Origin of the sequence: Paraburkholderia sp. (assembly GCF_049581445.1) — a bacterium.
Taxonomy (GTDB): domain Bacteria; phylum Pseudomonadota; class Gammaproteobacteria; order Burkholderiales; family Burkholderiaceae; genus Paraburkholderia.
This window is the reverse complement of the sequence record NZ_JBAURZ010000061.1, coordinates 1-21,633: the sequence shown is the minus strand read 5'-3', so window position 1 is coordinate 21,633 and position 21,633 is coordinate 1. Positions and strand designations below refer to the sequence as shown.

General features: G+C 61.0%; 21 protein-coding genes, 1 pseudogene and 1 riboswitch. Of the genes and pseudogenes, 15 read left to right on the top strand and 7 right to left on the bottom strand.

Annotation, left to right across the window (positions count from 1 at the left end):
- Positions 1-759: methyl-accepting chemotaxis protein (locus WCA85_RS04565; protein ID WP_424061983.1), on the top strand; the 759-nt coding region annotated here is incomplete at its 5' end.
- Positions 760-890: 131 nt separating this feature from the next.
- Here WCA85_RS04565 and WCA85_RS04560 read toward each other — a convergent pair.
- The gene (locus WCA85_RS04560) at positions 891-1,733 is read right to left on the bottom strand and encodes an EamA family transporter (RefSeq protein WP_424061982.1); all 843 of its coding nucleotides are present in this window, start codon (positions 1,731-1,733) and stop codon (positions 891-893) included.
- A gap of 99 nt (positions 1,734-1,832) precedes the next feature.
- Here WCA85_RS04560 and gcvA point away from each other — a divergent pair, with 99 nt between their 5' ends.
- The 3 genes from gcvA to WCA85_RS04545 all read left to right on the top strand — a co-directional run bounded on the left by gcvA (position 1,833) and on the right by WCA85_RS04545 (position 3,789).
- Positions 1,833-2,741, top strand: coding sequence for a transcriptional regulator GcvA (gene gcvA, locus WCA85_RS04555; protein ID WP_424061981.1), 909 nt, complete (start codon positions 1,833-1,835; stop codon positions 2,739-2,741).
- Between the two features lie 92 nt (positions 2,742-2,833).
- The gene (locus WCA85_RS04550; protein ID WP_424061984.1) at positions 2,834-3,376 is read left to right on the top strand and encodes a helix-turn-helix domain-containing protein; all 543 of its coding nucleotides are present in this window, start codon (positions 2,834-2,836) and stop codon (positions 3,374-3,376) included.
- Positions 3,373-3,789 (top strand): VOC family protein, encoded by a 417-nt coding sequence (locus WCA85_RS04545; protein ID WP_424061980.1) that lies wholly within the window; start codon positions 3,373-3,375, stop codon positions 3,787-3,789. Before WCA85_RS04550 ends, WCA85_RS04545 begins: the two co-directional genes overlap by 4 nt.
- Before the next feature lie 125 nt (positions 3,790-3,914).
- Here the strand turns inward: WCA85_RS04545 and WCA85_RS04540 are convergent, their stop codons facing one another.
- A complete protein-coding gene (locus WCA85_RS04540) occupies positions 3,915-4,340 on the bottom strand; it encodes an organic hydroperoxide resistance protein (RefSeq protein WP_424061979.1) in 426 nt (141 codons plus the stop codon).
- A gap of 289 nt (positions 4,341-4,629) precedes the next feature.
- A riboswitch (yybP-ykoY riboswitch) is annotated at positions 4,630-4,812 on the top strand.
- Between the two features lie 14 nt (positions 4,813-4,826).
- Here WCA85_RS04540 and WCA85_RS04535 point away from each other — a divergent pair.
- A complete protein-coding gene (locus WCA85_RS04535) occupies positions 4,827-5,417 on the top strand; it encodes a TMEM165/GDT1 family protein (RefSeq protein WP_424061978.1) in 591 nt (196 codons plus the stop codon).
- Between the two features lie 61 nt (positions 5,418-5,478).
- Here the strand turns inward: WCA85_RS04535 and WCA85_RS04530 are convergent, their stop codons facing one another.
- Genes WCA85_RS04530 through WCA85_RS04520 form a run of 3 tightly spaced genes read right to left on the bottom strand, consistent with a single transcriptional unit; the run spans position 5,479 to position 7,960 of the window.
- A complete protein-coding gene (locus WCA85_RS04530) occupies positions 5,479-6,333 on the bottom strand; it encodes an alpha/beta fold hydrolase (protein ID WP_424061977.1) in 855 nt (284 codons plus the stop codon).
- An 8-nt stretch (positions 6,334-6,341) separates the two neighbouring features.
- Positions 6,342-7,379 (bottom strand): GlxA family transcriptional regulator, encoded by a 1,038-nt coding sequence (locus WCA85_RS04525; RefSeq protein ID WP_424061976.1) that lies wholly within the window; start codon positions 7,377-7,379, stop codon positions 6,342-6,344.
- 2 nt (positions 7,380-7,381) lie between these two features.
- Positions 7,382-7,960, bottom strand: coding sequence for a cysteine hydrolase family protein (locus WCA85_RS04520; protein WP_424061975.1), 579 nt, complete (start codon positions 7,958-7,960; stop codon positions 7,382-7,384).
- Positions 7,961-8,739: 779 nt separating this feature from the next.
- Here WCA85_RS04520 and WCA85_RS04515 point away from each other — a divergent pair.
- Both WCA85_RS04515 and WCA85_RS04510 read left to right on the top strand, forming a co-directional pair.
- A complete protein-coding gene (locus WCA85_RS04515; RefSeq protein ID WP_424061974.1) occupies positions 8,740-10,767 on the top strand; it encodes an arabinofuranosidase catalytic domain-containing protein in 2,028 nt (675 codons plus the stop codon).
- 193 nt (positions 10,768-10,960) lie between these two features.
- Positions 10,961-11,749 (top strand): phytanoyl-CoA dioxygenase family protein, encoded by a 789-nt coding sequence (locus WCA85_RS04510; protein WP_424061973.1) that lies wholly within the window; start codon positions 10,961-10,963, stop codon positions 11,747-11,749.
- Between the two features lie 62 nt (positions 11,750-11,811).
- On the opposite strand, the gene WCA85_RS04505 is transcribed toward WCA85_RS04510, so the two are convergent.
- Both WCA85_RS04505 and WCA85_RS04500 read right to left on the bottom strand, forming a co-directional pair.
- Complete coding sequence (locus WCA85_RS04505; protein WP_424061972.1) at positions 11,812-12,414, bottom strand: hypothetical protein; 603 nt, start codon at positions 12,412-12,414, stop codon at positions 11,812-11,814.
- A 35-nt stretch (positions 12,415-12,449) separates the two neighbouring features.
- Positions 12,450-13,313 carry a hypothetical protein gene (locus WCA85_RS04500; RefSeq protein WP_424061971.1) on the bottom strand — a complete coding sequence of 288 codons (864 nt, stop codon included), beginning with the start codon at positions 13,311-13,313 and terminating at the stop codon, positions 12,450-12,452.
- 86 nt (positions 13,314-13,399) lie between these two features.
- On the opposite strand from WCA85_RS04500, the gene WCA85_RS04495 reads away from it, so the two are divergent.
- The 8 genes and pseudogenes from WCA85_RS04495 to WCA85_RS04460 form a co-directional block, all read left to right on the top strand.
- Positions 13,400-14,389: a sugar-binding transcriptional regulator gene (locus WCA85_RS04495; RefSeq protein ID WP_424061970.1), complete on the top strand. Its 990-nt coding sequence runs from the start codon at positions 13,400-13,402 to the stop codon at positions 14,387-14,389.
- A 595-nt stretch (positions 14,390-14,984) separates the two neighbouring features.
- The gene (locus WCA85_RS04490) at positions 14,985-16,316 is read left to right on the top strand and encodes an NAD(P)H-dependent oxidoreductase (protein ID WP_424061969.1); all 1,332 of its coding nucleotides are present in this window, start codon (positions 14,985-14,987) and stop codon (positions 16,314-16,316) included.
- Positions 16,317-16,362: 46 nt separating this feature from the next.
- Complete coding sequence (locus tag WCA85_RS04485) at positions 16,363-17,403, top strand: thiamine pyrophosphate-dependent dehydrogenase E1 component subunit alpha (RefSeq protein ID WP_424061968.1); 1,041 nt, start codon at positions 16,363-16,365, stop codon at positions 17,401-17,403.
- Entirely contained in the window at positions 17,400-18,458 is a 1,059-nt protein-coding gene (locus WCA85_RS04480) for an alpha-ketoacid dehydrogenase subunit beta (protein ID WP_424061967.1), read from the top strand. Before WCA85_RS04485 ends, WCA85_RS04480 begins: the two co-directional genes overlap by 4 nt.
- 1 nt (position 18,459) lies before the next feature.
- Positions 18,460-19,821 (top strand): acetoin dehydrogenase dihydrolipoyllysine-residue acetyltransferase subunit, encoded by a 1,362-nt coding sequence (locus WCA85_RS04475; RefSeq protein WP_424061966.1) that lies wholly within the window; start codon positions 18,460-18,462, stop codon positions 19,819-19,821.
- 281 nt (positions 19,822-20,102) lie between these two features.
- A complete protein-coding gene (locus WCA85_RS04470; RefSeq protein ID WP_424061965.1) occupies positions 20,103-20,498 on the top strand; it encodes a transcriptional regulator GutM in 396 nt (131 codons plus the stop codon).
- 110 nt (positions 20,499-20,608) lie between these two features.
- Positions 20,609-21,163, top strand: coding sequence for a PTS glucitol/sorbitol transporter subunit IIC (srlA, locus tag WCA85_RS04465; protein WP_424061964.1), 555 nt, complete (start codon positions 20,609-20,611; stop codon positions 21,161-21,163).
- A gap of 48 nt (positions 21,164-21,211) precedes the next feature.
- A pseudogene (locus WCA85_RS04460) lies at positions 21,212-21,633 on the top strand (PTS glucitol/sorbitol transporter subunit IIB); the annotation flags it as partial.

Sequence of the window (21,633 nt, the reverse complement as noted above, 5' to 3'; positions counted from 1 at the left end):
ACACTGGCCGGCACGGCCTCGGGCGTGGCGCAGCGCGGCGGCGAGGTGGTCGGCCGCGTGGTTAAGACGATGCAGGAAATTTCCGGTAGCTCGGCCAAAATGTCCGAGATCATCTCAGTGATCGAGGGCATCGCATTCCAGACCAACATTCTCGCGTTAAACGCAGCGGTCGAAGCGGCGCGCGCGGGCGAACAGGGCCGGGGCTTTGCGGTCGTGGCCGGTGAGGTGCGTACGCTCGCGCAGCGTAGCGCCACGGCTGCCAAAGAGATCAAGGATCTGATCGGGGACTCGGTGAGCCGGGTGGATGCCGGCTCGAAACTCGTCGAAGAAGCGGGGCGCACAATCAGTGAGGTCGTCGGGGCGGTCAAGCGCGTGACGGACATCGTGGGTGAGATTTCGTCGGCATCCGCGGAACAGAGCACGGGAATCGAGCAGGTCAGCCAGGCGGTCAGCCAGATGGACCAGGTGACCCAACAAAACGCCGCTCTGGTGGAAGAGGCCTCAGCGGCGGCGCAGTCGATGGCGCAACAGGCTCGCGCCTTGCGTGAGACGGTGTCGTTCTTCAAAATCGACGATACGAGGTCATCTGCGCCACGCCACGTTGAGCGCCAGAACCAGGCGCCGAGGGCGGTTTCGGCACCGAAAAGCCGCGCGCCTGTTCGTGCCTCGAGAAAAGAGCCGAGTACATCCGTTGCGAGCGCAGATAGCGACGCTATGGCCACAGCGAATGCAGGGGCTGTGGACTGGCAGGAGTTCTGATCCGTGCAGTCCGGACAAGCGTAACTCTGCGCTTACTTGCGCTAGCGAGCGGTCTCGGACGACCGCTCGAGTAACGTCAGGCGCGCCCAGTCCGCCAGGCTGCAGCACCGGTTACGTGGCTGGATTCTGGATCAAAGCCCCAGACAAACCGCTCCAGCCGCGACGACCACACACGCAAGCGCGCGTTTGCCACTGACCGCTTCGCCCAGAAACACTCGCCCAATCAGCACCGCGAATACCACGCTGGTCTCGCGCAGCGCCGATACTGCGCCCATCGCTCCCGACTGCAACGCCCAGATCACAATGCCATACGCCGCGATCGATACCAGACCGCCAACGAGCGACGAGCCGACCGACATGGGCGCGGACCGTACTGGCGTCCACAGTGCCGGGAGCCCACGTGTCGCAACAAACAGCACCGGCATCAGCCAATAGAGCGTGAACATCCACGCGGTGTACGCGGACGACTCCCCGCCGGATAAGCGCACGCCCATGCCGTCAATCACCGTATAGGTCGCAATCGTCGCGCCCGTCGTCAGCGCAGCCAGTAAACCCGCGCGAGATACCTGATTCCCCTGCAGCGCGAGCGCGATAATGCCGCCCGATATCATCGCGATCCCGAGCGCATGCAAGGGGCCGATCGTCTCATGCGCGAAGACCGCCGCGCCAAGGGTGACGAGTAACGGTGACGAGCCTCGCGCAATCGGATACGCCTGCCCGAGATCATTGCGGCGATACGACCGCACGAGGCTCACGTTGTAGACGATATGCACGAGCCCCGACGCAATGATGTACGGCCATGCCGCCCTGGCCGGCCACGGCATGACCAGAACGGCGAACGTGGATACTGCCGCGATGGCGATGCTCATCCACGTCATGGACAGGAACCGGTCGCGGTTGCCGTGCAGCATCGCGTTCCAGCTAGCGTGGAGCAAGGCGGCAACGAGGACAATGCCGCCGGTGTAACTGAGCATGCGGATTCCGGGCTAAAAGGGTAGTAAGTAGGATATCTATCTTGTGGCAGCCCCGCAAACCAGATAAATTAGCCGTTCGCGTTAGATAAACTCTCGTGAATGAAACGGCTCTTGCCTCCACTCAATGCATTGCGGGCCTTCGAGGCCGCAGGCCGGCTCGGTAGCTTCAAGGAAGCCGCAGCCGAATTGCACGTCACTCACGGTGCGGTGAGCCAGCACGTGCGCCTGCTCGAAGAATGGCTTGGGGCGCCATTGTTTGAACGGCACAACCGGCAGGTGGTACTGACTCCGGCGGCGAAGGTCTACCTTCGGGAAATCGGTCCCTTGTTCGAGCATCTGTCGCAGGCGACTGCGAGATACGGTGTACCCGAGACGGTCTCGCGGACACTCTCCGTGAATAGCCTCGCAACGTTCACTTTGCGCTGGCTGGTGCCGAGACTGGCAAAGTTCCGCGCCTTGCATCCAGACGTGGACGTGAAGGTGGAGACATCGAACGAGCCGGTGGAGAGTCTGAAAGAACCCTATGACGTCATCATCCGGGGCGGTCCGGATACGTTCTATGGCTACTCGATGCAGCCTTTCCTGTCCGAAGAGCGGATCCCGGTCTGTAGTCCTGCGTTGTTAAAGCGCCTACCGCTTAGGACGCCGGATGATCTGCGACAGCATACGTTGCTGCACACGTCGAGCCTTCCGCGGCTCTGGCCGGACTGGCTGACGAGCGCAAATATCCCTGCACTCAGACCGGCTGCTGCTCTGACCTTCGACCATTTCTATCTGACGTTGCAAGCTGCCACCGACGCAATAGGCATCGCGATGGGACCGACTGCGCTGGTAGCGGACGACCTTGCTGCAGGCCGGCTTGTCGCGCCGTTTGCCAGTCCGCGCCTGCCTTCGCGGAGCTATTGCACGTACGTGGCGGATGCGAAGTACGGGGATGAACTGGTCGTGCTGTTTCGCTTGTGGCTCGAGCGCGAAGGCATGCCTTCACAAACACACACGGCCCCTTAGATGCGGTCGCGCTGTCGGTTATCAGTGCAGGCGTAGTCGCGAACCGGGCTGGGGCCTAAACTATGCGCACGCTGCCAGCCCTCTCGAAACGCATGCCGCCTCGCAAAGCCCACCATATCCAGCCGCCTGTTTTATCCCCGGGATCGGCCAGCGCCGACGCATTGCAAGACCCGGCCCTGCTGCGTCGCCTGCTACGCGCTAAAGACCGTATGGACGCCGCCTCGCACGAGGCGTGGCCCGTCAAGCGCCTGGCCGAGGTCAGCGGGGTCTCCGAAGCCCATTTCTCGCGCTCCTTCAAGCGAGCCTTCGGCGTCCCACCGCACCGCTACCTGCTGACACGGCGCATCGAGCGGGCCACTAGCCTGCTGCGAGACAGCGCACTCAGCATCACGGACATTGCCTTTTCTACCGGTTGGGAGAGTCTGGGCACTTTCGGCCGGACCTTCCACGACATCACCGGCCGCAGCCCCAGCGCTGTACGCCTCGACGCCCAGAGCGACATCCCTCAACCCGATCGCGTGCCGGCCTGTGTCCTGAAGGCCGCGCAGCGCCCCGATCTCACCATCGCAGTTTTGGAGAAGCGCCGCCGCGGAGCCAAAGATAGACTCCGGCAATCAACCAAGGAGGAGCTATGAACGAAGGTATCAATGTGGTGGGCTTGTACGTCGACAGCCAGGACGAAGCACTCACGTTCTATGTAGACAAACTCGGATTCCAAGTTCACACGGACGTCCGCAATGGTCCGTATCGTTGGCTCACCGTCCAGCATCCGGATCAACCCTCGTTCCAGCTCGGCCTGTTCACACCTGGGCCGCCCATTCACGACGAGGCCACCGCGCAAACCCTGCGCGCCATGGTCGCCAAGGGGGCTATGCCGCCCTTGGTGCTCTCCGTGGCCGACTGCCGCGCTACCTATGCTCAACTGAAAGCCAAAGGCGTGGAATTTACTCAGGAGCCGGTAGACCGCTATGGCAGCGTCGATGCCGGATTCCGTGACCCCGCTGGCAATGGCTGGAAGATGATCCAGGCTCCGGGCAGCGCAACCTGAACGCGAGCATGCGGGTTCGTTGATTGCGCGAATGGGAGACCGGAAAAGACGGCAGCGGGTCCGCGCCGCTTCGCGCGACACGAACCCGCTGCTTGCACGCGACCAGGCGCGTGACGATGCTCGGCTCAGACGAGCGTCAGCTTGACATCAATGTTATTGCGCGTCGCATTCGAATAAGGACAGACAACGTGCGCCTTCTCGATCAGCGCTTGCGCCTCCGCACGGTCCATGCCCGGCAGCGAGATTTTCAGCTCGACTTCGATGCCAAATCCATTGGGGATCTGTCCGATGCCGACATTGCCGTCGATCGCGACGTCCTTCGGCAAGGCGATCTTGTCGCGCGCGCTGACGTGTTTCATCGCGCCGATGAAGCACGCGCTATATCCCGCCGCGAAGAGTTGCTCGGGGTTCGTGCCGTCTCCGCCGCCGCCGCCGAGTTCTTTCGGGGTAGTCAGCTTGAGATTGAGGTTGCTCGCGGGAATCGTCGCACTTCCGTCGCGTCCGCCGGTGACGTGCGCTTGAGCACGGTACAAGACTGTTTCAATCGCCATTTGAGACTCCTTTGCGTGTCAGGGTAGTCGAACGACCTCCCGGCGCCGCGGCAAGGGGGCCGCGCCGTGAAGCGTCATGCACAAGCATAGCCAAAGCCAGAGGAACGCGCTTGAATGCATCGTGGCGGGAGTTCGTGGGCGCCTTAAACTGCCCAGGACGGCCGTGATGGGCGCAAGCTTTAACCTTGAACCCGTCCCAGTCACCACCGGCTTTCACCCCGAAGTCGTTGCCTTTTGTAATCATTCAGGCTGAAAGGTTGCATTGCTCACTTATGGCGCGATAGAATCGCGCCTGCTCATTGGGGAGTAGCCGCCTCGAACGCGATGTTCGAGGGCGCACGTCAACATACTTGGGAAGTCGAAGAGACTCACCATGGCGTACGCAGCCAAGTGCCTGGCAAGACCGATGACACGCATTCCGACCTAACCGGGTCGCCGGAATGCGCGTCATCACGTTTTGTCAGCGCGGCCCGGGTACAACGTCCCATGCAATCCTTCCTCGTAGCGACCAGCGTCGTCGGTCTCGCCGAAATTGGCGACAAGACACAACTGCTATCCCTCGTGCTGGCCGCGCGCTATCGCAAGCCCATTCCGATCATCCTTGGGGTGTTTGCTGCGACACTGATCAATCATGCAGCATCCGGTGCGCTAGGAGCATGGCTCGCGAGCATTCTGAATCCGAGCATCCTCAATTGGGCCGTGGTCGCGTCCTTCGCAGTGATGGCCGTGTGGATTCTTATTCCGGACAAACTGGACGACGCCGATACAGCGGTGACAAAAAACACCATGGGGGTCTTCGGTACGACGGCTGTGACGTTCTTTCTTGCCGAGATGGGCGATAAGACTCAAATCGTCACCATCGCGCTTGCCGCGCGATTTCACGAATTCTTCGGCGTCGTTCTGGGTACGACGCTGGGTATGATGCTGGCGAACGTGCCGGTGATCTACCTTGGACACAAGTTCGCCGACCGTTTGCCGACGAAGGCCGTTCACATCCTTGCTGCCGTTATCTTTGTGGTACTCGGTGGACTCGCGTTGAGAACCGCACTCTATCCGGCGGCCCATCCGATGTTTTAGGAAACCTTGATACCGTTGGGTGGATGTCGCGGCGCAACGGTATCTTCGCGTTGGCCGGCTCTTAATCAGGCAGTGGGCCTCGGCTTTCCCTGGCAATAAAGCTGACGATTGCGTGAGTCAATGTCTCGGGATCATCCCGATGCGGTGAATGTCCACCTTGCTCCAACTGCAAGCATTCTGCGCCCGGTACAAGTTCGGCGATGGTCTCGATCTGAGCCATCGTGCCATAGTGGTCGTCGTGGGCCTGGACAACCAGCAACGGGCAGCGAATGGCGGCCAAGGCGTCGACGATGCGCCATGTCCTGAACGCGGGGTTCAACCAGGTGTCGCTCCAACCGTAGAACGCCGAATCGACATCGGCGTGATAGCGGCTCAGCTTCGCGCGCATATCTGTCGTCTGGTAAGCGATCGTTGTCGCTGCAATGCCTTCGACCGCAATATCCTCGACGAACACATGCGGCGCGATCACTACCGCGCCCGCCAGTGCCTCAGGAAACGCGCTGGCGTAGAGCAGCGTGATCGACGCACCATCGCTATGGCCAATCAACCACATACGACGGCGCTCGTTAGCGTCTACCTCGAGTGCGTCAAGGAGGGCGGGCAGCACATCGTGCGCTTGAGTCGACATGTAGTCGACCGGCCATGTTGTGTCGTGGGGTCTCGGCGTTGACTGGCCGTAGCCTGGCCGCGAATAGACAAGACCTCGCAGCCCGAGCCGGTCGCAGAGCGTCTGCGGCCAATTCTTCCACATCGAAATCGAGCCGAGCCCTTCGTGCAGGAACACGGCGATGGGCGCCTCGCGCAATTGCGCATTGAGCCAGCGATACTCGAGCCGCAATGGCCCGTGCAACGCTGTAGCGGAAAGTTCGGCGAATTGGCTATCTGACGTGGGTGTTGTCGTTGCGGGATTGTGCATGCACCACCTTAAGGCTGCTCGCGCAGTCTGGAGCCCTGAATTCTACCCGCTGCAGTGTTGTGCAGATCATCGCCCACGCAGATGATCTGAACATCAGCGGGCGCGCGCAGCTGAGCGCCCGGGCGCCGTATCGCGATAGCGCCGCCACACGCGGCGGAAATCGCGTGCCGAGGCGAATCCGGCTTCTTCCGCACGCGTTCGATGGTGAGTTCCGGGCGCGCCAGCAGTTGTTCCGCACGCGCCACACGCAGGCTCTGTTGATAGGCCAGGATGGTGACACCGGCATGCTCGGCGAAGAGTCGGCTGAGATGCCGGGGGCTGACGTGCGCGGCCTGTGCAAGATCGGTCACGTTCCAGGGACGGGCGGGATCTTGCGAGATCGCATCCTGAGCGCGGTGTACCGCAGGATGCATATGGTTTCGATGCGCGAGCCAGGGCGAGAGTTGTGTCTCTTCGCCCCCACGACGCTGATACACCACCTGGCGCCGCGCAATCTCTGCGGCCAGTTCCGCGCCTGCGTAATGCTCGATCAGATACAACGCCAGATCGATACCCGCCGTGATGCCTGCGCTCGTCAGCACGTCGCCGTCGTCGACGAACAGGCAGTCGTCCTGCACGCGCGCTGTGGGCTCCACGTGCTTGAGCAAGTCCACCAGGCTGAAGTGAGTGGTGCAGCGACGGTTAGCGAGCCGTCCCGCGCGCGCTAGCAGCACGGCACCGGAGCAAATACTGGCGATGCGCGTATCGGCTGCGGGTGCCGTTCTGAGCCAGTTCGTGACGGTATCGAATGCCTTGCTTGTTCCCGGCTTTGGCGTTTCGCTGGTGCCCACGACCACCACCAGACTGTTCGGCGGCAGTGCGTCCGGAAGCGGATCGAGCCCGTCTAGCGTGGTTCCGAGCGATGTCGCCACGCGCGGCAGCGGGGCGCAATGATGCAGATCGAAGGGCGCACCCGAATCCACCGCCATGCGCAGCGCCTCGGCGGGGCCCGCATAGTCGAGCAGCAACACAGGCGGTGTCAGCACGAACCAGACGGACGTGTTCACGATTACGACGCGCGTTGTGATTGCCAGCCGGTTAGTGCATCGTCGACGTCGGCGATGCGGGCAAAGCGCTCAGCCAATACCAGTTCGGTGTGCGCTTTGATTTCCGCTGGCGAATAGATGCGGCCAGTGCCGGCGTGCGTCATTGGAAACGTGAGCGTGGCTTCGGTCACGTAATCAACGGCATACCCGATGTCGGATGCGACGCGCGTCGTAGTCTCGCAGCACTGTTCGGTACGGATGCCGGTGATGACGAGATGGCCGATACCGCGGCGGCGTAGCCATAGGTCAAGCCCGGTATCGGTGAATGCATTGTGGGTATGCTTTTCGAATACGGCATCGGGGGAGTCCGGCAGCCAGGCCAGCGGCGTGACAAAACCGGACTCCTTGGTGAACGGACCGGCCTTGCCGATATGGAAGATGTGGACCACGGGAACGCCGTGCTCGCGCGCGCCGCGCTCCAGCCGTAGAACGGCTCGCTTGAAGTCCGGCAGATCCGCGTCAGACCAGAAGGGTGCCTGACGAAACGATTCCTGCACATCGATGATGACGAGCGCTGATCTGGCGGCGTTAAGTGCGGACATTTTGTGGAGCTCCAAGGGTAGAGAGTTGCATCATAGACTGGGATATCGCAGGTATCGAGCGTGTTTAAAGACAGAAAGAGGACAAAATCGGACACGAGGATGAATGCTCACGTCAGGGCTTTCGTTTCTTCACGCCGCCGGAAATACTGGCGATGGCCCGCGAAGCCGGCTTGAGGAAGTGCGGCATGTATCGGCGGACGATCTGGCGCGCCGCTACTTTCATCGCAGCTCGCCGCTGCGTACGTTCAGTCGTTCGCGAGCTAAAGTCGGCATAAAAACGTAATAAATTCTTTTGCAATATGAAAGGTCATATTAGCAATAATATTGGCCTCGGCCTCCCTTGCTCTCGCTGCCCGGACTACCCAGTGGACGCTGCAGTGCATCATCTGTGCACACCATGTAAGGGATTGTCCCAACAAGGAAAATCGATAATATTGAGTAATATTATTACTCGACGAGTCCGCTACGACCTCTTGGCATCGGGGCACTGCCCCGTGGACTCCTAATCGATGCGACAACCCCGGAGACGACGAGGTTAAGTTGCGGCGTGCTGCACAGGATGTTGGTGGGCAAGGGCGGCTCTTTGCGCAAACGTTTCACAGCCCCTCAATTGGCCGCCGTCTCAAGCCTCTCTTGCCACCCTGCAGCCCATTTTTAGCGATGGGAATGATTGACGGTTCTGAAGAACACCTGCTTGATCAGTGACGATTCTAGTTAAATAAGTTTGCATAACTAACTTTTCTGGGTCTATCCGAAGCTCGGTTTAATAGGAGGAGGTCATGATGTCCAGAGGAATGGGATTAATTTCCCTGTTATTGGGGATGACGGTCGGGCTTGCCGCCTGTAACGGCGATAGCGGGCCGGCTGCGCAGGCAACCGGCGTGTCGAACGCGAGTTCGTCGCCAGCGAGTCCAGCAACGCAAGCCAATGTCGATGCATCGACGGACTCCGCAGCGAAAACACCGTTGCCTTGCGATGCTGCTGCCACCGCGGGCACAGCGTGTTCCGCAGCTCACAGCGTGGTGCGTCTGCTGACGAAGAACTACACGGGTCCGCTGTTCCAGCTTCAACGCGCGTCTGACGGCACAACGCAGAACGTCTACCCGTACACGGCGAGTACCTTGCCTAAAAGCGACGGCGCGAGCCAGATCGGCTCAGCCAATGTCAAAAGCATCAACTCCTTCTGCAATAACACGGCCTGTTCCATCACGTACGTCTACGATCAGATTGACCTGGTCTCAGCCCTTAAGGGCGGCACGTTTGGCAATGTGTCTGCCACGCTTTCGCTCAGTTCGACCGGCGCAGAGTCACTGACTATTCCGAGCAGTTCGTCGTCACAGGCGATGACCGTTCCGGTCCTCAACGGCTTTGCGACGATCACGCTTCCAGGCACTGCCGGGACGCTAACTGTTCAACTGTCCCAGCCACCGACCGCATTGACGGCCACGGCGCCGACCGAGCAGATCTCGATCGGTAACGATCTGCCGGCGCTGCCCGGTTCGCCCGCCAAGCTCACGTTTATGAATCTTCAAGGCGGACAGATTCCGGCTTTGGCGACGTTGGCGGGGCAAGCCTACCGCAACCGGTTCGGTACGGTGAACCAGTCGATTGGTGACAGCGAGATCGCCGAATATATGGTCGCTGGCGCCCATTACGGCCAGTCGTCCACCTGCTGCGGCACGTACGGCAATATGGAAAACAGCGCGAATCCCGGCACCTACGCGCATGGAGAAATCGAAGGTGAAATGTTCGCACTGGCGTACTCGAATGGCGCCGCTGCCGTGTTCGGCTACTGCGATGGCGATTCGGCCCAGTCACCTACCACCAAGGACCCCGTATGTAATGGGCTCGATATCAACTGGCCCGGTGTCGATGCAGAGGCGGGCGTCTACCTTTACGGTCCACAGCAGCCCAAGGGTGAGAAGTTCATGACGGTGCTTGCTAAATACTCACCCGTGACGGCCTCTAATCTGTTTGCTGTCAAAGGAGGGGCGTCGTCGCAGGCGACCTTGACGACGGATTTTGAGCAGGCGCCGCCGGAAGCGTATAACTTTAGCAACTCAGCAGGTCACGCCTTCAATGGACAGTGGCAGGGCGGTTTGTCGCTCGGCGAAGGTGGTGATGGTAGCGCGGCTCCGATCGAATTCTTCGAAGGCGCGGTACTGACCAGGATGTCATCGGATGCAACGGACAACGAAATTCAGGCGAGCATCGCAAGCTTCTACGGACCGCCGTCCGATCCGGTCAAGGCCGCTTGCTATGCGAACAATCTGGTCAATTCGCCTCTGAATCTCGCTACCCCGGATGCATGGACGCAATCCAACGGCGGCACCGCGGTGCCTGCGACGGGTATCTCGGGCAATGCCCAGGATGCGGGCTCGGTTACCGCCACGAACGGCTCATCGGTTGCCAATATCCATGACATCATCCGCGTACAGGGCGGCCAGACGTATACGTTCACTGACTACGTCGCGGCGACGACTAACGCGACCGTGTTCCCAGGTGGCTCGGTGCAAACGGACGACTCTAACGGTACAGAGTTCGGTTGGGTCGTGAACACCAACACGGGTGCTGCGGTGAGAGGGACGTGGGGTAGTGGTCAGGCGACGTCGGTCAGCGCAGTGAAGGTTGGCAACTGGTGGAAAGTGTCGATGACCTTTACAGCTCCCGCTGGATCCAACAATGCGACTGTGTATATCGATCCGCCTACGTCCAGTGCCGCTGGCGTGCGTTCCCAGCAAACGCCGTATCTGACCGCCACCCACTATTGCCCGGCTCTCGCAATCGTGGCGGCCTCAGGGTCGTGAGCTTGAAGCGCGCGTGATATTTCGGGGACCCAGGCTTCCTGAAGCATGGCGTCCCTGAACTCAACGGCGGTTTGTTCGATGCTGATGCAGCCGTCGTCAATGGCTTCTGACGCCGGCGTTGTTGGCATCGTTCTTTCGTGGCAACATTCTGTGCAACGCAGGGTGTTGCGCTTAAGACGGAGAGGTACTTTCGGTGCGTTATTCAAATGCGGCGCTCGACGCTTTCGCGAGCGTATTCGAGCGTGATGGGATGGTCCTTCTGACCCAGCACTTCCAGAAGGACACGCTGTTGCAGTGGCGGCAGGCATTCGACAGCATTCTCGAACAGCGACTTCTGCAGGGCGAGACAGCCGTGCGCGGCGCTAATCGGCATTACATCACGTTGCCGTTTGCTGGCCTGTTCGCAGATGAACGCATCTTCTGCGACCCCGACGTGCTGGCTATCGTCGAGCGCGTTGCCGGTGACGATCCGGTCATGTGCCAACTCGCAACGGATACGCCCCTAAGGGGTTCAACGTATCAGGACGTGCACCGCGATACCCCCGCTCTGTTCGACGGATTGCCGGAAACGCCGTCGTTTCAACTCGCGGTCAATTTTCCGCTTTGCGATGTGACGATAGATAACGGTCCCTTCGAAACGACACTTGGCACGCACAAGATGAATGCCGAGGACGCGATGCGGGCCTACGTGGCCGGCGAGCTTCCGTTGCACGCCATTCCGATGAAACTCGGTGACGTCATGATCCGTGACGTGAGGGCGTTGCATCGCGGCACGCCGAATAACACCGACTGGCCGCGTCCGATGGTTGTCATTGGTTATAGCCGGAGTTGGTACTTCAGGCCGGAAGTTAACATCGACGTACCGCGCGATGTATACGAAGGACTCGGCGCGCGAGCCAGGCGCTTGCTGCGGCATATGCCTCGGGTCGACGCTACCGATACGGTTCAGGGCGGGGAAAGCTACGTGAAGTTCGCTTACTGAGCAGGTTTTTTGCGCGCTGATGGAACACCATTCGGCTCGTTGCGCGGCAGGAATGCGAAGGATCAGACTTTCGATTCGTGTCGCGCCGCAGCGGGCCGATTCATGACCTGGCTAGGTTCTCGCCAATTCGGTTCGATCCCCATGAACTTGTCGAAGTAGGCAATCGCGAGTCCCGGTTCCTCGACGATATTTTCCCGGAACGATTGCCAGACCGCTGGCTGCGAGAGGGCGTCCGCGGGTTGCACTTCGGTTACGCACTCTTCGCGAAGCGCATGCCTGAGCGTGCCCACGCAAAAGTAGGTCAACACGTAACCGGCGGGCCACCAGTCGGCGATATTGTCGGGTGAAGGGCGTAACTGCATGGACGCGTCCCCCTTCACGCGAATCGCCTTCTCGCGCAGCAGGTCGCGCAGCAGCACACCGAACGCGAAATGGAAGTAGTCGAGCGGATTCTGGTGTCGATACTCCGCGTGATGCGTAATGACATCGAGCCACTCGAAAAACGCAGTGGTGAAATTGCGGTCGTCGATTTCCATCTGCAGCGAGTGCCGCTCGCCGTATTCCTCGCAGCATCGTTGCAATAGCTGGCGGCACAGTGTCAGTTTCTGCACGCGTTTCCACGTAGCGATTTCCTGCGCCCCAATGCTACAGATCGGTTGACTCATTCGCACGGCTCCTCGGCGCGCCTGCAGCGCCGGTTTCAGCAAAGATGCGTGATCACGTACTCAATTTCGTGGGTAAGCGCCTGCAGCGGTTCAGGTCCCTTGAGCGCCTGCCTGAAGGCCGTTTCGCGCGCACCCACCACGTCGGAGAAAAAGCGCGTCGCGGCATCGGGCTCGGTGGGAACGCCTGATGGACAGGTGTCTTTCGCGAGCGACGCAAGCGATAGCATCAGGAACACATAGGCATTGGGTTCAGTGACCAGCCACCACGGCGCATTTGCATCGGGAAGCGTATCGAAACGCGTGCTGCGAATCGGCTGCATCTCGATCAGCGACAAGACGAGTTGCGCGCACGCAAGACAGAGCGCGCTGCGCGAAGCAATCGCAGTGGCGAGTGGCCTGGCCTCTTCCTCGTCCGCTTGCGGTCCCGTCAACGCGACTCCCATGCGTTCGAGTGTGGCGCTGATGCGGTGCTCGAAGATCAGCACGTCCGTTGCACCGCTTTGCATGATCATGCGTTTGGCTGCGGCGTAGTAGGCCATCGAGAATCTGCGCAACGCCTTCGCGGAACCGGTAGAAAGTTCGAGGTAGCTCGTGAGCGACTCGAGACGCACGGGCGACTTCCAGTGATCCTGCAAGGTCGGTACGGCGTGACTCGCAAATGACTCGGCTGTTTCGATCAGGTCGTCCGCGAGATGCGCGACCGATTCCAGCGACAAATAAGAAGGGGGCTTAAGCGGGGGCGCAGAACTCGGGCGCGCGGCAACAGGTCGCTCGCTCCTGATCGGCCCAGGCACATTGCGGGCCGCGTAACGCAGTTGACGCGCACAATCCCGCAGCGCGAGCCCGATCTGACTGATGTCGCGGCCAAGATGCTGTGGCAAGGGAGATTTTGACTCCATGGGCGTCTCAATGTTGCAACATTTGAAGTTAAGATAGCACAAGTGTTCAGCCGTTAGACTGACTTTTTTCATCATAGGAGCCGAGGTTGCAGAAAGCGAGCGTTGCCACGGAAAGCGTCGAAAACGACGAACAGAATCCCGCGCGCCGACTGCGTTTGCGGGCCGCGTGGATGTATTTCGTCGAGGAAATGACGCAGAACGAAATCGCCCTGAAACTGGGGGTGGGGCGCGTGACCGTCGTTCGCCTGCTGGCCGCTGCGCGTGAGCGTAACGAGGTGAAAATCACCATCGGCGATCGTCTGGCTGAATGCGTCGAAGCGGAGCGTCTACTTGAAGGCCGTTTCGGCGTCGAGGAAGCCATCGTCGTGCCGCTGTCGGCGCGCGGCGCCGACGCGACAGGACCGGTCGCGGCCGCAACCGGCGCGTACGTGTCGTCCCTGGTGCGGCCCAACATGCGAATTGGCGTGGGTTGGGGACGCACCCTGGTAAGCTCGCTGGCATTCATGAATGAGCGGACCGTGGAGAATCTGTCGGTCGTGTCGCTGCTCGGCGGCATCATGAAAGCGCGCAAATTCAACCCGGCGGAGTTCGCGTGGCGTTTTGCGTCATTGTTCCAGGCGGACTGCTATCTGATGACCGCGCCGCTAGTGGTAGATAGCGCGGCCACGCGTCAGACCCTTATCGAGCACTGCGGTCTCGGCGATATTTTCGAACTCGCGAAGTCGCTCGACGCGGTCGTGATCGGCGCGGCCGGGATGGGGGCGGATGCGACTGCGCATCTGTCGAAATTCATTTCAAACGCTGACCGTGCCTCGGTAGTGAAGGCGGGCGCGGTGGGCGACGTGCTATTCAACTTCTTCGATGCGGACGGCAAACTGGTCGATCATCCGATCAACGAGCGGGTGATGTCGGTTCCGCTCGATATCATCGCCAAGGTGCCCGTGCGTGTGCTGGCCGCGGGCGGCGCCAGCAAGGTGCAGGCGCTGTACGGCGCGTTGAAGATGGTCAGGCCTACTGTGCTGATCACGGATGAGTACACCGCCAAAGATGTTCTGAAACTGGCTGGTGCTGGGTGAGTGGGGAGGACTGAAATCCTTTAAGCGTGGCTTGAGGCGAGAGGTCCGAGCGCTTCATGTGCGCGTTTGATGCCGGCGGTTGAACTCTGCGTTTGATCTCGGCGCGCTAGCCAGGCAAACCACCCAGGCAAACCACCCAGGCAAACCACCCAGGCAAACCACCTGGAACGCCACGCACGTCCCATATTCCTCTGCACACAGACCCCCGCAGCGGCCCGATTTTCGGCGCCGCTGACATAGCCCTTCTTGCGCCTTCCCGCACCGTTTTATCTCGCTGACCCGCGTCACCGCGACGGCTTTTGTTCAGGCAATTAGCCCACGCTCGCACAGAGTCGCTGCGCGCTCCCGCCTCCACGCATTTCCCCCCAAAACCCGCGCAAACCCCCGCCCAGACTGCCTGAAGCGCCTGTTCACGCCTATCAGATCCGGGTTAATCCCGATCCCTAAAAACCAGTTTTACCCAAAATCGACCTTGTCCCTCGCGTGAACAAAGTGCTATTGTGAAATACAAAAGTGCTATCCGAAATCAAGACGGGCCAGCGCCCGTCAGCACTTCCGTGGCGCGTTCAAGCGCCGAATTTCAGGAGCCATGCCCATGCATAACATCACCCCCAGCGGCCTCGCGGCCGACCTCGAAAAGCGTGCCGCTACCGGCCGTCCGATTCGCATTGGTCTGATCGGCAGCGGCGAAATGGGCACGGACATCGTGACCCAGGTGCGGCAGATGCACGGCCTGGAAATCGGCGCGATTGCCGATCTGCGCCCCGAAGCCGCACGCGCGGCCGTGCGGGTCGCGAACGGCGCCGATTCGGGCTACCGGATGGTGGATTCACGCAGCGCTATCGAACAAACGATCGAAGCGGGCGAGATCGCGATTACGCAGGACGTCAACGCGGTCTGTACGAGCGACCTGATCGACGTGGTGATCGACGCGACCGGTAAGCCCGCCGTCGGTGCGCAAATCGGCCTGCTCGCGATGGAGCACGGCAAGCACCTCGTCATGATGAACGTGGAAGCCGATGTGACTATCGGCGCCTATCTGCGGCGCGAAGCGGAGCGGCTCGGCGTGGTGTATTCGCTCGGCGCGGGCGATGAACCCAGCTCCACGATCGAACTGATCCAGTTCGTCAGCGCACTTGGCTATCCGATCGTCGCAGCGGGCAAGGGCAAGAACAACCCGCTCAATATCGACGCCACGCCGGACATCTATATGGACGAAGCGAAACGCCGCAACATGAACCCGCGCATGCTGGTGGAGTTCGTCGACGGTTCAAAAACCGCTGTCGAGATGGCGGCGATTGGCAACGCTACTGGCCTTACGCCGGACGTGCCTGGCATGCACGGCCCGTCGGCAACGCTCGACGAGTTGCACAAGGTGCTCTGTCCGCAAGCTGACGGCGGCATCCTCTCGCGCAAGGGCGTGGTGGATTACACGATAGGCAAGGGCGTCGCACCGGGTGTATTCGTCGTCGCGGAACTGGCGCATCCGCGTCTGCGCGAACGCATGGAAGACCTGAAGCTCGGCGAAGGGCCGTACTACACGTTCTATCGTCCGTATCACCTCACCAGCCTCGAAGTGCCGCTCACCTGCGCGCGCTCGGTGCTGTATCGCCGCGCCGACATGGAGCCGTTGCCGGTGCCGGTGGTCGAGGTCTGCGCCGTCGCCAAGAAGAACCTGCAACCCGGTGACCGGCTCGACGCGATTGGCGAATACACCTATCGCGCGTGGGCCATGTCGGTGGGCGATGCGCGTGCCCAGGATGCGGTGCCGTGCGGCCTGATCGAAAACGGCCGCGTCACGCAGCCGATTCGCCGTGGTGAGCTGCTGACCTATCGCAACTGCGCAGTGGACGCCGAGTCGCCCATCGTCGCCTTGCGTCGCCTGCAGGACGAAATGGTGTACGGCAAGCCGCTCGCCGTCGCGTGATCGGTGCGTGATCCGCGCAAACACCGGCTAATCAAGGAGGAAGGACATGCAGCAAACCCTGGAAGCGATGCCCACCAGAGCGGCCACGGCGATGCCGCCGGTATTTCGCCGTCACGATCCTGAGACATTGCGCGAAGCCTTGCGCAAGATGTACCTCGTACGGCGTTTCGAGGAAAGCGCCGAACAAGCCTACATGCGTGGTCTGATCCACGGCACGATGCATCTTTCCATCGGCCAGGAGGCGAGTGCGATTGGCGCAACGCTGCCGCTCACCGATGAGGACTACATCACGTCCACGCACCGCGGCCATGGACATTGCATCGGCAAAGGCGCGGACCCGAAGCGGATGTTCGCGGAGTTCTTCGGCAAGGAGACCGGCTACTGCCGTGGACGCGGCGGCTCGATGCACATTGCCGACGTGAGCCGCGGTAACCTGGGCGCCAACGGTATTGTCGGCGGCGGTATGCCGATTGCGGTGGGCGCGGCGCTATCCGTGAAGAAGCAACATAAGGATAGCGTAGTAATGTGCTTTTTCGGCGACGGGGCAAATAACGAGGGGGCCTTTCACGAGTCCCTGAACTTCGCTTCCATCTGGAAGCTGCCAGTGATCTTCGTCTGCGAGAACAACCGTTACGGCATGTCGATGTCAGTAGAACGCTCGACGGCTGTGCCGCACATCGCACAGCGAGCACTGGCTTACGACATCCCGGGTGTGACGGTCGACGGCAACAGCTTTGCCGATGTACTCGAAGCCAGTGAGCAGGCCGTGGCGCGTGCGCGCAAGGGTGAAGGCCCAACGCTGCTCGAATGCGAGACCTACCGCCTGCGCGGCCACTCGAAGAGCGACCGGAACCGCTACCGCACGCGTGAAGAAATTGAGGAGTGGAGTGGGCGCGATCCGATCGTGCGTTTCGAGAGCGAATTGCTGCAGTGCGGCTTGCTTGATGCGGCAAGTGTTGCCACGCTGCGCGAAGAAGTCGAGGCGGAGATTGAAGCGGGTCTGGAGTTTGCGCAGAACAGCCCGGCGCCGATTCTCGCCGAACTGACCCGTTACGTATATGCATCGACCAGCGGGAGCGAGCAATGACAGCGGACGTGCTTGAAAAGACGCGTGAAGCAACCAACGATGCCGCGCAAGAAGAGGCGCATGACGCAGTGCGCGAGTTGACGTACGCCCAGGCCATTCAGGAAGCGATGGCGATCGCGATGGAGCGTGACGAACGCGTGTTCCTCATGGGCGAAGATATTGGCATCTACGGGGGCGCGTTTCAGGTCACCGGCGATCTTTATCAGCGCTTTGGGGCCGACCGCGTGATGGATACGCCGATTTCGGAACTGGGAGGCGCGGGCGTTGCAGTGGGCGCGGCAATGACCGGCTCGCGGCCGATCTACGAATTCCAGTTCTCCGATTTCGCCACCCTGGCGATGGAGCAGATCGCCAATCAGGCCGCCAAGATGCGCTTCATGCTGGGCGGTGAAGCGTCGGTGCCGCTGGTGATGCGCTTTCCCGCTGGCTCGGGAACGGGCGCGGCTGCGCAGCATAGCCAGAGCCTCGAAGCCTGGTTTGCTCACGTGCCGGGCCTGAAAGTCGTTCAGCCGAGCACACCGCACGATGCGAAGGGTCTGTTACTGGCAGCGCTCGAAGACCCGGACCCGGTGATGATCTTCGAGCACAAGCTGCTGTACAAAAGCAAAGGGCCTGTGCCGGAAGGCTACTACACGGTGCCGATCGGCAAGGCGGCCGTCCGGCGTGTGGGCAGCGACGTCACGATTGTGGCGACCTCGATGATGGCGATCCGCTCGCTGGAAGCTGCGGCGCGGCTGGAGCAGGAAGGTGTGGATGCCGAAGTGATCGACCTGCGCAGCATCCGGCCGATCGATCGCGAGGCGATCATCGCGAGTATTCGCAAGACGTCGCGCCTGATTTGCGTCTACGAGGGGGTGCAGCAACTGGGCATCGGCGCGGAGATAGCCGCGATTGCCTGCGAAAGCGAAGCCTTCGATTACCTCGACGCTCCGGTGATTCGCCTCGGCGGCGCCGACTGTCCGCTGCCGTACAACCCGGAACTGGAAAAAGCAGCGGTCCCGCAGATCGACGACATCGTTGCGGCGGCGCGGCGCATCGTAGGCAGGAGGGACTGACATGCCGACCGAAGTCATTCTGCCGCGCGTCGACATGGACATGACCGAAGGCATGATCGCGGCCTGGCACGTCAGCGATGGCGACGAGGTACGCGAAGGGATGCTGATCTTCGAGATCGAGACCAGCAAGGCGACGATGGAGATCGACGCGCCGGCCAGCGGCATCATCCGGCAGATCAGCGCGCCCGTCGGCAAGTCGGTGGCGGTCGGCACGGCGGTAGCGTGGATCTACGCGGCGGGCGAAGCGCTGGTCGAACACGGCGAACCTGTTCCAGCAGCAGAGGGAGCGCCTGCGCCGCGGGCAGAGACCGCTGAGGCGCAATCGCATCAACCTGCATCGCTTGATGAGACCGAGGCAGAAGTTGCGGCACAAACGGAGCAATCACTAAGGGCAACCCCGGCTGCGCGGCGCATCGCCCGCGAACAAGGGTTGCAACTGGTGGACATCGCGGGTTCCGGGCCGCACGGTCGCGTCGCCGCGCAGGATGTGCTGCGTGCGGCGCTGCAAGCAGGAGCGTCTGGTGGCAGCGCGGTTCGGAAGATCGCACCGCAGCAGGCGTTGCACAGCATTACCTTGCGCAAGGGAAGCGGCGATCCGCTCGTGCTGTTGCACGGCTTCGCGGCGGAATCCAATAGCTGGCGACCGTTTTCGCAGGCACTCACTCGCGTCGCCGGCCCTGAGCTGGGCATGCTGGCGGTGGATTTGCCCGCCCATGGCAAATCCAGCGCGCAGGCAGCGGGTTCGTTGGAAGAGATGGTCGCGGCGCTCGAGCAAACGCTGCTCGATGCAGGCATAACGCGTTGTCACCTGGTGGCTCATTCGTTTGGCGGCGCGCTGGCCTTGGCTGCAGCGGCAACGGCGACTCGTGTGCAAGTACGCTCGCTAACGCTGCTCGCTCCAGCGGGTCTTGGCCCCGAGAGTAACGGACCATTTATCCGCGGCATCACCCAGGCGACGCAGCGCGCCAGTCTCGCCGCCTGGCTCAAGCAGTTGTTCGCAGACCCGTCGCGCATGGACGAAGGCTTTGTCGCCACCGCCGCGCAGCAACTGGAAAGCGCGGAGGTTCGCGAGCGCCTCGCGGTGGTAGCGGACCGCTTCTTTCCGGACGGCACGCAGATGCTTGACCTGAGGCACCTGTTCAACGCGCTGACCATCCCCGTGCGCGTGGTATGGGGGCAGCAGGACCGCATCCTGCCGCTACGGCATACAGAGGGATTGCCTGGCCACGTCGCCGTGCATCGTTTCGCCGGCGTGGGTCATTTGCCGTATGTCGAAGCGCAGGCCGAAGTGGCACGCCTCGTCGTGCAGAACATCGCGGCTGCATCAATGATTAGCACGGCCGCCTGTGCCGCGATAGGATGAGGCTGCGTACGGAGTCCTATACGCTGCTGATGCTGTATGTGGGACAGTGGAAAGCGTTGAGAGGGGATGACTGGCGTTTTCCCCAATTAAATTCAGCGTGAACAATTGTATTATTCGAAGTACAAGATGTTCACTTGGCAGTGTGGTGTAGTTGGATCCAGAGGGCTCACTCATGACAGTGCGCTACCTTGTTCAGGTAGCGAAAGGCTCCAGCGAACAACAGCTTTGCATGGGACCGGAGTAGCGCGTAAAGCACCAACTCTGATCGACAGGAGACAACGATGGACTTTATACGCGGTGCGTTACTCGCCCTGGCCGTATTCTGGGCGTTGCAACTCGTCGGTTCGTGGTTTCAGATGCGCCGCTACACCGACGCGGTGCGCGGTGCCGCGAGTCGCTGGAACAGCGGCTTCCTCGGCGTTGGCTCCTGCAAGGTCAAACTCGGACGTGGCGCGGTGGCCATTGTCGTGTTGTCCGCCGATTTGCGCGTCTGCCAGTTCCTCAGCATGTCCGGCCTGACCGTCTTCACCCGCTTCCGTCCTCACGAGGGCTTTACGGGTTTAACGACGAGCGAATTTAACGCGCGGCTAAAGGCCTCGAAGCTGCGACACAGCATCGCGCAAGCCGCGACTGATGCGCTCGAGCGTGCCCAGCGCGCCGCCGAAGCGCCCACCTGATTTCCTTCTACGCATTTCAGCAGCCTGTTCTTACCGGTTCCGTCGGGTTACGCCGTGTTACGCCTTGCGGAGCTTTTCGCGATCGTTTCGGTTCATCTGGGAGATTCGCCATGTTCATGCTTGATTGGCTCACGCATGTCGCAGAGGGATTTATCGGCATCTTCAATGCCGGCGGTAAAACGTTTGTTGGCTTTGTCGTCGGTATCCTGCCTACGCTGATCGTGCTGTTGACTGCCGTGTATACGATCATCGCCCTCGTCGGTGAGCAGCGCATTCAGGGCCTCGCGCGCTTCTTCTCGAAGAATGTCGTGACCCGCTACACGCTGTTGCCGCTACTGGCGATGTTTTTCCTTACCAATCCGATGGCCTACACGTTTGGCGTGTTCCTTGAAGAGAAGCACAAGCCCGCGTTCTACGATTCCGCAGTCTCGCTGTGTCACCCCATTACCGGACTCTTTCCACATTGCAACCCCGGTGAACTGTTTGTCTGGCTCGGCGTGGCGGCCGGTCTCACCAAGCTGGCGGAAACCCATGCTCTGGCGTTCTCTATTCCGAAGCTCGCTTTGTTCTATCTGATTGTCGGTCTCGTCGTGAATCTGCTCAAGGGCATCCTCACCGAGTGGTTGACCAAGATGCTGGCGCACCGTGAAAACATCGAACTGTGATGCACTGCCATTGCTGGCAATCCAACATCGAGACTGAGGAGACCTGAAATGGACACACGAGCATACAGAACCGTGAAGGTCGAGCGTGGCCCCAATGGATGGGGCGGCCCGCTCTTCATTCAACCTACGCCGGAGCGCAACAAGATTGTCGCCGTGACGGGCGGTAGCATCCCCGAACTGGCGAAGCGCCTGGCCGAAATGACAGGCGGCGTGCTGGTCGATGGCTTCCGCAATCCCCCCCCTGAGTCGGAAATGGCTGCGGTCGTGATCGACTGCGGCGGCACAGCGCGCTGCGGTGTGTATCCGCGCAAGAGAATTCCGACCATCAATCTGACCTCGGTAGGGCAATCAGGCCCGCTGGCGCAATTCATTACCGAGGATACCTATGTATCTGGCGTCACCCCGGAAAACCTGACCGCAGTCGAAGACGGGACGCCAGGTGCGGCAAGCGCACGCGCCGCGGGTTCGCC